Here is an 8761-nt window from a genome sequence, read left to right on the forward strand (position 1 = left end):
CCGGGCGGAGGGCGAGCGCCAGCGCCCGGTTCCGGAGGCGGCCGAGCGGCCCGCGACCCGGCGGGAGGGCCGCGCCGAACGGCGCCGCGTCGACGCTCCCGAGCACGACGGGCGTGGTGCCGATGCCGAGGACGGGCAGGCGGTCCTCGGGAGGGAGGGCGAGGTAGGGGACGAGTCCGGTGTAGGTCGCCTCCGCGAGCACCGCGTCGAACCGCTCCGCCGCGAGGAGCGCCTGCAGCGCGCGGTGCTGCGAGGGGATCACGCGCACGAACAGCGCGATGATCCCCTCCCGGATGTTCGCGACGCCCCGCGCCGCGGCCGCGGTCGCGAGCAGCTCCTCGAGGTGGGCGTCGTCGAAGTCGACGTCGGCGGGGATGGGGGCGAACCGGAGGCCGGAGGCCGTGACCAGCTCGCGGTACTTCGTGCCGGTGAGCACGGTGATCTCGTCCCCGCGGGCGGCGAGACCCCGGCCGACGGCGATGAGCGGCGCGAGGTGGCCGTAGATGGGCGGGGCGCAGAGGAGGTAGGAGGACACGATGCTGCTTCCGGTCGGGGCGCGCGGCGGGCGCGGGCGGAGGGCGGACGGGTGCGGAGGCGTTCCGCGGGTGCGGGTGCGGGTGCGGGCGGTGCGTCAGGGGTGCGCGGCGGAGGGCGACGGCGCGATCGGATCCGCGAGGAGCAGCTGCCGGAAGCGGAGCACGCCCACGGTGAGGACCGCGAGGACCCCGGCGGCGACGCACGCGGAGCCGAGGGCGACGACGCCGAAGACGAGGGGGAGGCCCTGCGGATCCACGGCACGACGCATGCTCGATCTCCCTCGTCGCGCGCGGGGAGCGCTGCGGTCTGTGCACGGACGGTACAGACGTGTGCCGGCATCGGCGTCCGACCGTCCACACGCGCGGGTCCGCGCGCGGGGTCCGGATCCGGCCGCGCATGTCGTCGTGTGACGGATCAGCCGGCGATCCCGGGCGCGCACGGGCGCGCACGGGCGCGCGGTCCGCCAGGCTGGCTCCGGCGCGACGCCCGTGCCACTCGATCGCCGTCCGCGCTGAGCCCGCCCGCTCGACGCATCCGACCCGACCCGCCCCGCCCCCGAGGAGCCCGCATGACCGACCGCATCCTGACCACGCACGCCGGCAGCCTGCCGCGCACGCCCGAGCTGACCCGGCTGCTCGTCGCCCGCGACCAGCGGCGACCGTTCGACCAGGACGAGCTCGCGGAGGTCACCGCGTCGGCCGTCGCCGACACCGTGCGGCGGCAGCTGGAGACCGGGCTCGACGTCGTCAACGACGGCGAGGTGCCGCGCGTCGGCTTCTCGACCTACGTGCTCGAGCGCATCGAGGGCTTCGGCGGGGCCGGGCACCGGAAGCCCACGCTCGACTCGCTCAAGTTCCCCGACTACGCGGCGTTCCAGGCCAAGCAGATCGTGGAGGGCGCCGACGTCGCGCGGGTCTGGGATCCGCCGGTCGCGCAGGGCCTGCTGACCTACGACCCGACGCTCGCCGGCATCACGGAGGACCTCGACGGCTTCGACCGCGAGCTCGGCGCGCAGGCCGCCCGCGGCCTCGCACCCGCCGGCACGTTCTTCTCCGCGGCGACCCCGGGGATCGTCTCGACGACCCTGCTGCTCGACGCCGCGAACCCGCACTACGGCGACGACCGCGCCTACGTGTTCGCGCTCGCCGACCAGCTCAAGCTCGAGTACGACGCCATCGTCGCCCGCGGCCACGTCCTGCAGCTCGACGCGCCCGACCTCGCGATGGAGCGGGTGATCCAGTTCGGCGACGCCACCCTCGAGGAGTTCCTCGCCGCGGTCGACCTGCACGTCGACGCGCTCAACCACGCGATCCGCGACATCCCCCGCGAGAGGGTGCGACTCCACGTCTGCTGGGGCAACTGGCAGGGCCCGCACCAGGACGACGTGCCCGTCGACGTGCTGCTCCCGCACCTCTACCGGGCGAAGGTGGGCGCGTTCAGCATCCCGCTCGGCAACCCCGCGCACCAGCACGAGGCGCCGGCGTTCCGCGACCACCCGCTGCCGGAGGGCGCCGTGCTCATCCCGGGCGTGGTGGACGTGACCACCAACTACCTGGAGCACCCGCAGGTGATCGCGAACCGGATCCTCGAGGTCGTCGACGCCGTTGGCGACCCGACCCGCGTCATCGCCGGCACCGACTGCGGGCTCTCGACCTTCGCGAGCTACGAGTTCGTCGCGACCGACGTCGCGTGGGCGAAGCTCCGGGCGCTGGTCGCGGGCGCGGAGATCGCGTCACGGCGCGCGTTCGGCTGAGGGGCGCCGTCAGCTTCAGCGCCGCTGAAGCTGACGGGACCGCATGGGAGTGATCGCCAGGTCAGGCCGCGCCGGTGCCCGCGATGTCGCGCAGCCGGCGGCGCACCGCCGCGAACGACGCGACCAGGGTGGCATCGAGGCCGGCCGTGCGCGCATCCGCCCACTCGTCGAAGGCCGCGCGCACCGCGACGCCCGCGAGCTCCGTCACGAGCCGGGCCTCCTGGGCCGTGATGCGGCCGCCGAACGCTGTCGTGATCCGCTCGGCCAGCTCCCACGAGCGCGTCGCGTCGATGGAGACCGCGGTCGACCGCAGCTGCGGCTCGTCGGCCATGAGGCGGCGCACGCGGAGCTGCTGGTGGGCGATGGCGGAGAGGTCGCCGTCGAGGGTCGCGAGCACGCGCTCGTAGACGGCCTCGAGCTGGGGGAGCGGCGCCGATCCGCGGTCGACCTCCGCCAGCCACGCGTCGAGCGGCGCGTCGAACACGGGATGGAGCGTGAGGACCGACTCCTCCTTGCTCGGGAAGTACCGGAAGCAGGTGCGGTCGGAGACACCGGCGGCCTGCGCGATGTCGTGGATCGTGGTGGCCGCCATGCCGCGCTGCTCGAACAGGGAGAGCGCCGCCTCGCTGATCTCGGTGGTCGTCGCCATGCGCCGCCGCTCGCGGAGGCCCGCGGCGCCGCCCGCCGTGCCGCCCGCGCTCGCGGCGTCCGTCGTCTCCGCCGTCTCGCTCACCGTGCCCATGCCGTCATCCGCCTCCCGCGGATCCGACCTGCCGGATCCGCCGTTCGTGTCATAGACTGCCACATGGTCCAAGTCTGACATCCGGATCGTCCCCGCTCCGCAGCGTCGCGTGCGCCCGCCATCCACTCCCCGGAGATCCACCCCATGACCACGCCGCCTTCCGCCGACACCCGGCGCGACGAGACCCTGCCCACCGAGGCCCACGCCCGGGCCGACCGCGCCGTCGCCCCCGAGGACGAGCGCCTGCCGCACGGCGCCCCGCTCGTCATCGGCCTGCTCGTCGTCGCGGCCTTCGTCGTGATCCTCAACGAGACGATCATGAGCGTCGCCCTGCCGAGCCTCATGGCCGACCTCGACATCACCACCGCGACCGCGCAGTGGCTCACCACCGGCTTCATGCTGACGATGGCCGTCGTGATCCCCGCGACCGGCTTCATCCTGCAGCGCTTCTCCACCCGCCAGGTCTTCGGCGCCGCCATGACGCTGTTCTCGATCGGCACGCTCATCGCCGCGATCGCGCCCGGCTTCGGCATCCTCCTGATGGGCCGCATCGTGCAGGCCAGCGGCACGGCGATCATGATGCCGCTGCTGTTCACGACCGTCCTCAACCTCGTGCCCGCCGCGCGCCGCGGCCGCCTCATGGGCGTCATCTCCATCGTCATCGCGGTCGCCCCGGCGATCGGCCCGACGGTGTCCGGCCTCATCCTCAGCTCGCTCTCGTGGCGCTGGATGTTCTGGATCGTGCTGCCCATCGCCCTCATCGCGCTCACGCTCGGCCTCTGGAAGATCACGAACCTCACGACGCCGCGGAAGCTCCCGTTCGACATCCTCTCGGTCGTGCTCTCCACGCTCGCGTTCGGCGGCCTGATCTTCGGCCTCTCGAGCCTCGGCGAGTCCGCCGAGGGCGACGCCCCCCTGCCGCTGTGGATCCCGATCACGGTCGGCGTGCTCGCGCTCGCCGCGTTCATCACCCGCCAGGTCTCGCTCCAGCGCGAGGACCGGGCCCTCATGGACCTCCGCACCTTCCGCAGCCGCCCGTTCGTGGTCGCGATCATCATGGTCAGCGTCAGCATGATGGCGCTGTTCGGCAGCCTCATCGTCCTGCCGCTCTACCTGCAGAACGTGCTCCAGCTCGGCACGCTCGAGACCGGCCTGCTGCTGCTCCCCGGCGGCGCTCTCATGGCCGTGCTGTCGCCCATCGTCGGCCGCCTGTTCGACCGCGTCGGGCCGCGCCCGCTCGTGATCCCCGGCGCCGTCATCGTGAGCATCGCCCTCTGGGGCATGACCACGATGCTGCACGAGGGCACGTCGATCGGCTGGGTCATCGCGGTGCACCTGGTGCTCAACGCCGGGCTCGCGTTCATGTTCACGCCGCTGCTCACCTCGGCGCTCGGATCCCTGCCGCCGCGCCTCTACTCGCACGGCAGCGCGACCGTCTCCACGATGCAGCAGCTCGCGGGCGCGGCCGGCACGGCCCTGTTCGTCACGGTGCTCACCACCACGACGGTCGCGGGCCTCGCTGACGGCCAGTCCGAGGTCACCGCGACCGCGGCCGGTGTGCAGGCGGCCTTCATGATCGGCGGCTTCATCTCGCTCGCCGCCATCGTCGCGTCGTTCTTCGTCCGTCGCCCGGCCGAGCCGCTGCCGGAGGGCGTGGCGGCGCACTAGCGGCGCGCGGGCTCCGGCCGTCGCCACCACCGGAGCAGCGCGGGCGCGGTGGCCAGCACCAGGATCGCGAACAGGGTCTGGTCCACCACGCCCCACAGTGCGATGCCGCCGACCGTCGCGAGGACCGTCCAGTTGACCGCGATGTCCGTGAGGATCACCGCGACGCCGAGGGCGACCCCCGCGCGGCGCCGCCGGGCCAGGAGCACGATCACGAGCGGATCCAGCACCGTGAGCGAGACCCAGAAGGCGCGCAGCGCGGCGGGGAAGCCCGCGTAGACGTCCGTCCCGCCGATGGCCAGGTCGAGGACGTGGCTGAGGGTGCCGATCCCGAACCCCGCGATCCAGAGGGCGCGGAACACCCGCCGGGCGCGCTCGGGGCGGCGGCTGACCGACGCGTTAATGGATGCGCCTTGTGTGATTGATTGCCCACGTATTTTACGCTCGACGCTCACGATACGCGCGTGCTACATCTTCTTCAATCCCGCTATACAATGCAGGGCGTATTCTCGCATATACCTTGAACATTTCGTCTGGAAATCTGTAAAGGGCTCGTGTCTGCTGCGGAGCTCGAGCTAAAACGTGTCCGCATTGAGCCTGAGTCAAGTGCCCCACATAGTTCGCGGGCGCAGTGACCCCGAGACTGTTTGCAAGGGGATAGAGCTCGCTTGTGGGAATGTACTCCTGCGGCCATTCCGCAAATAGTCGCAGAACCTGTTCTCGGGGAGCGGAGTCACGTACCGCCTTTTGGTACTGATCGAAATACGTTTGCGCCATCTGTCGTGTGGCGAGCTGCCGTACGGCATTTTCTATGTGCGACGTACCGATCTGCTCATGACCCCCTTCCGCGGCTTCGATAAGAGCGCGCTGGCCAATAATGTGCACAAACCAAGGAAACCCGGCGGCTAGACGCGCAAGCTTTCGAGTAGCTGGCGAGGAGAAGCTGAACGGAAGGCCCACATCTACTAAATAGACTTTCAGTCTGCTCCACAATAGACTCTAGCTCGCGCTTATCCATGGGGCCTATTTTGACCGGACGAAGTTGCCTATTAAGAGATGCGTGATCCTCAAGGAGATCGCCCTGAGTGGTGGCAATTCCCACGAGCGCAAATTTCAGTATGGAACTCGAGTTTGATTTCAGAAAACTTGCGAGTCTTTTGACTCCACCAAGACGGTCAAGCTCGTCAATGACGAAAAGCACTGGCTGTTGGTAGACATCGGTGAGAGTCTCTGTTAAAGCTACAAGCTGCTCCGACGGCGATAGGCGCGAGGTGTCCCTCTGCTTGACGGAAACTTCATACGACTTAACGGTCTCTAGTTTGAAAAGCTTGAGAGACAGGCCTTTGGTCGTCTTTTTATCAACAAGCCTGTATTGATCGCGATGTTCATCCTTGGCGCGTTCGCTCTTTAATCCTTCGATTGCATTAATCATCAAGTTCAATAGACCCGTTAGATTGCGAGTGGAGTCCTCGCACGTAATGTAAAATGTGATGAACTGTGCAGATTTAGGTAAAATTCGGTCGTCCGCTTCAAGCTCTGTAAGTAGCTCAGCATCGCCCTGTGCGATGCGGCTCAGCTGTGACGCCAAGCTGGACTTACCGAGACCGCGCTGTCCATAGATCAGCGGAACACTGCCAACAATCTGTAAGGCATCGGCCAGCTCTTTCACCTCCTCAGCGCGACCGGAAAAGCGGGCGGGATCTTCCATGCTGCTTGATGGGACAAATGCGTTTAGAAGGTCTGCTCTTGATGACATGCGATCCTCGTCTTATTGGGTGTTGCATCGTAATGAGTAACGCGCTCGTCGTACTTGGCGGTGGTTCCGTATTACTGAGACACAATTTTCTGACTGCGTCAGTCCCAGGACGCCGAGCCCGGCGGCACCGCCGCCCGCGTCCCGCCGCGCCACCGTGCGATCGACTGCTCGACGTACTCGCCCACGAGCGCGGGCAGGTCGAGGCGCGGGTTGTGGATCCACTGGATCTCGAGGCCGTCGAGGATCGCGAGGAAGCAGGCGGCCTCGTAGTCGAGCGTCGTGTCGTCCATCGGCGGCACCTGCCCGAGGTCGACGGCCTCCCCTATGCGGCGGCGGATCTGCGCGATGGTGCGCGCGTACCGGCTGCGCATGTACTCGTGGGCCGGATGCGTCGCGTCGCTGGTCTCGGTCGCGAACGTCAGGTACAGCTCGAGGAAGCCGCGGTGCTCCACGTGGTACCGCATCAGGTCGACGAAGGCGCGCAGCGCGGGCAGGCCGGGGGCGGCCTCGGAGACGAACGGCTGCTGGCGGTCCCACTGCCGGAGCACCTCCGTGAGGAGCTCCTCCTTGCGGAAGTAACGGAGCACGGCCGCGGGGGACACGCCCACCTCGTCGGCGATCTCCTTGATCGTGGCGGCGCCGTAACCGCGGATCCCGAACACGCGCACGGCTGCCGCGATGATCTCCGCGCGCCGCCGCACCCCGGTCGAGTACGGCCCGCGCGCGCTCGCGCCGCCGCCGGGGCCCGGGATCGTGCCCGCGCTCTCATCCCCGGCACCGTGCGGGAGGCCGGCGGCGGCGCCGGTCGTCGCGCCTCTCGTCGTCCCCGTGCTGCGCATCTCGGTCACGATGTCGATCCTCCCCCTTGTGCGCCCGTTGGCCCGGACGTACAGTGACTCAACCGTAAACGCTGCATCACTTTTCGATGCGCGTAGGTCATTGCTAGGGACGAGGACGTCGTGGGCGAAGAGGTGTTCGGTGTGGGCCTGATCGGGGCCGGACCGGTCGGGCAGGCCATCCACCTGCCGACCCTGGCGCGCATGGCGGACCGGTTCCGCGTCGTCCACGTGATGGACGTCGACGCGGCCGTCGCCGAGCGGGTCGCCGCACGAGCGGGCGCCCGCCACTCGACCGACGCAGACGCGCTCATCCGGGATCCGGCCGTCGACGTCGTCGTGATCGGCAGCCCGAACCGCTTCCACGCCGAGCAGGTCATCGCCGCGTGCCGCGCCGGCAAGCGCGCCGTGCTCTGCGAGAAGCCGCTGGCCGTCAGCGCCGAGGAGGGCCGGGCCATCGCGCACGCGTCCGCCGAGCACGGCGTGCCCGTCGTGGTGGGGACCATGCACGCGTTCGACCCGGCGTGGATCGCCGCGGCCGACGCCTGGGACGCCTCCGGCCGCGCGCCGCACACCATCCGCATCTCGGCCGTCATCCCGCCGAACCCCGACTCCGAGGACTCCGCCACCGAGATCGTCGGCCGACCCGCGCCCCGGGTGGCGGGCGAGCCGGACGTAGAGGCGCAGGCCCTCGCGGTCGCCGGCGGCGTGCTCGGCCTCGCGATCCACGACCTGCCGCTCGCGCGCCGCCTGCTGCCCGACGCCCGCCCGCGCGTGATCAGCGCGCGCGCCCTGAAGCCGTGGGGATACGAGATCGTCGCGATGGTGGGCGAGAGCGTGCTCGAGGTGCACGGCATCGGCGGCGCCTCGTGGGATCCCGAGTGGACGCTCGACGCCGTCGCGCGCGACCGCTCCCTCCACGTCGACTTCTCCCTCTCCTACGTGCACGCCGGATCCAGCACCGCCACCCTCACGGACGCCCGCGGCACCACCGGCTGGGGCCCGTACGTCGACAACGGCTACGTCGCCGAGTGGGAGCACGTGCACGACGTGATCACCGGCGCCGCCGAGCCGCTGCCGACGGAGGTCCTGCTCGCCGACCTCGACCTCGCGACAGACATCGCGGAGCAGAGCGCGGCGATCGTGCGGGCGGGCGGTGCGGCCCCCGCCGCGACCGACGCCGGATCCGCCGTGCCCGCGACCCGGACGGAGGTCGCCGCATGAGCGCCCTGACCCTCCGCATCGACCCCGTGGCCTCGCCGACGCGCGCGGCGGCGGCCGTCGCGGCGCTCGCCTCCCTGCCCGAGTCCTTCCGACGCACGGACGACGCGGGAGACGTGGTCGTCATCGACGGCGCCGACGGCTGGGCCGGCCGTGCGACGGCCGCCGCCCGCTCCGGCGCCCGCGCCCTCCTCGTGCTCGACCCCGGCCCGGCTGCCGACGCCGACCTCGCCGAGCTCGCGGACGCGGGC

General features: G+C 70.3%; 8 protein-coding genes and 2 pseudogenes. 4 read left to right on the plus strand and 6 right to left on the minus strand.

Annotated features, from left to right (window positions below; genetic code table 11):
- A pseudogene (locus DZG00_RS09170) lies at positions 1-535 on the minus strand (nucleotide disphospho-sugar-binding domain-containing protein); the annotation flags it as partial.
- Positions 536-631: 96 nt separating this feature from the next.
- Positions 632-793 carry a hypothetical protein gene (locus tag DZG00_RS17005; RefSeq protein ID WP_158587001.1) on the minus strand — a complete coding sequence of 54 codons (162 nt, stop codon included), beginning with the start codon at positions 791-793 and terminating at the stop codon, positions 632-634.
- Between the two features lie 312 nt (positions 794-1105).
- Here DZG00_RS17005 and DZG00_RS09175 point away from each other — a divergent pair, with 312 nt between their 5' ends.
- Complete coding sequence (locus DZG00_RS09175; RefSeq protein WP_119383156.1) at positions 1106-2290, plus strand: cobalamin-independent methionine synthase II family protein; 1185 nt, start codon at positions 1106-1108, stop codon at positions 2288-2290.
- A 61-nt stretch (positions 2291-2351) separates the two neighbouring features.
- Here DZG00_RS09175 and DZG00_RS09180 read toward each other — a convergent pair whose 3' ends face one another.
- Positions 2352-3095 (minus strand): TetR/AcrR family transcriptional regulator, encoded by a 744-nt coding sequence (locus tag DZG00_RS09180; RefSeq protein WP_233550110.1) that lies wholly within the window; start codon positions 3093-3095, stop codon positions 2352-2354.
- An 81-nt stretch (positions 3096-3176) separates the two neighbouring features.
- On the opposite strand from DZG00_RS09180, the gene DZG00_RS09185 reads away from it, so the two are divergent.
- Positions 3177-4700 (plus strand): DHA2 family efflux MFS transporter permease subunit, encoded by a 1524-nt coding sequence (locus tag DZG00_RS09185; RefSeq protein WP_199688959.1) that lies wholly within the window; start codon positions 3177-3179, stop codon positions 4698-4700.
- Here the strand turns inward: DZG00_RS09185 and DZG00_RS09190 are convergent.
- The 3 genes from DZG00_RS09190 to DZG00_RS09200 form a co-directional block, all read right to left on the minus strand.
- Positions 4697-5059, minus strand: coding sequence for a hypothetical protein (locus DZG00_RS09190; protein WP_119382636.1), 363 nt, complete (start codon positions 5057-5059; stop codon positions 4697-4699). The two genes, DZG00_RS09185 and DZG00_RS09190, sit on opposite strands and share 4 nt — an antisense overlap.
- Positions 5060-5529: 470 nt before the next feature.
- Complete coding sequence (locus DZG00_RS09195) at positions 5530-6405, minus strand: AAA family ATPase (protein WP_158587801.1); 876 nt, start codon at positions 6403-6405, stop codon at positions 5530-5532.
- A 146-nt stretch (positions 6406-6551) separates the two neighbouring features.
- Complete coding sequence (locus DZG00_RS09200; protein ID WP_233550111.1) at positions 6552-7292, minus strand: TetR/AcrR family transcriptional regulator; 741 nt, start codon at positions 7290-7292, stop codon at positions 6552-6554.
- A gap of 120 nt (positions 7293-7412) precedes the next feature.
- On the opposite strand from DZG00_RS09200, the gene DZG00_RS09205 reads away from it, so the two are divergent.
- Positions 7413-8513: a Gfo/Idh/MocA family protein gene (locus DZG00_RS09205; RefSeq protein ID WP_119455557.1), complete on the plus strand. Its 1101-nt coding sequence runs from the start codon at positions 7413-7415 to the stop codon at positions 8511-8513.
- Positions 8510-8761, plus strand: a pseudogene (locus DZG00_RS09210) (hypothetical protein); the annotation flags it as partial. The gene DZG00_RS09205 and the pseudogene DZG00_RS09210, both read left to right, overlap by 4 nt.

Source organism: Clavibacter lycopersici (assembly GCF_003576405.1).
GTDB lineage: Bacteria > Actinomycetota > Actinomycetes > Actinomycetales > Microbacteriaceae > Clavibacter > Clavibacter lycopersici.

What these genes read in the sequence shown, in the direction of transcription:
- DZG00_RS09185 (WP_199688959.1), top strand. Translation starts at nt 3,177, where the DNA reads ATGACCACGCCGCCTTCCGCCGACACCCGGCGCGACGAGACCCTGCCC.
- DZG00_RS09195 (WP_158587801.1), bottom strand. Translation starts at nt 6,405, where the DNA reads ATGGAAGATCCCGCCCGCTTTTCCGGTCGCGCTGAGGAGGTGAAAGAG.
- DZG00_RS09200 (WP_233550111.1), bottom strand. Translation starts at nt 7,292, where the DNA reads ATGCGCAGCACGGGGACGACGAGAGGCGCGACGACCGGCGCCGCCGCC.
- DZG00_RS09175 (WP_119383156.1), top strand. Translation starts at nt 1,106, where the DNA reads ATGACCGACCGCATCCTGACCACGCACGCCGGCAGCCTGCCGCGCACG.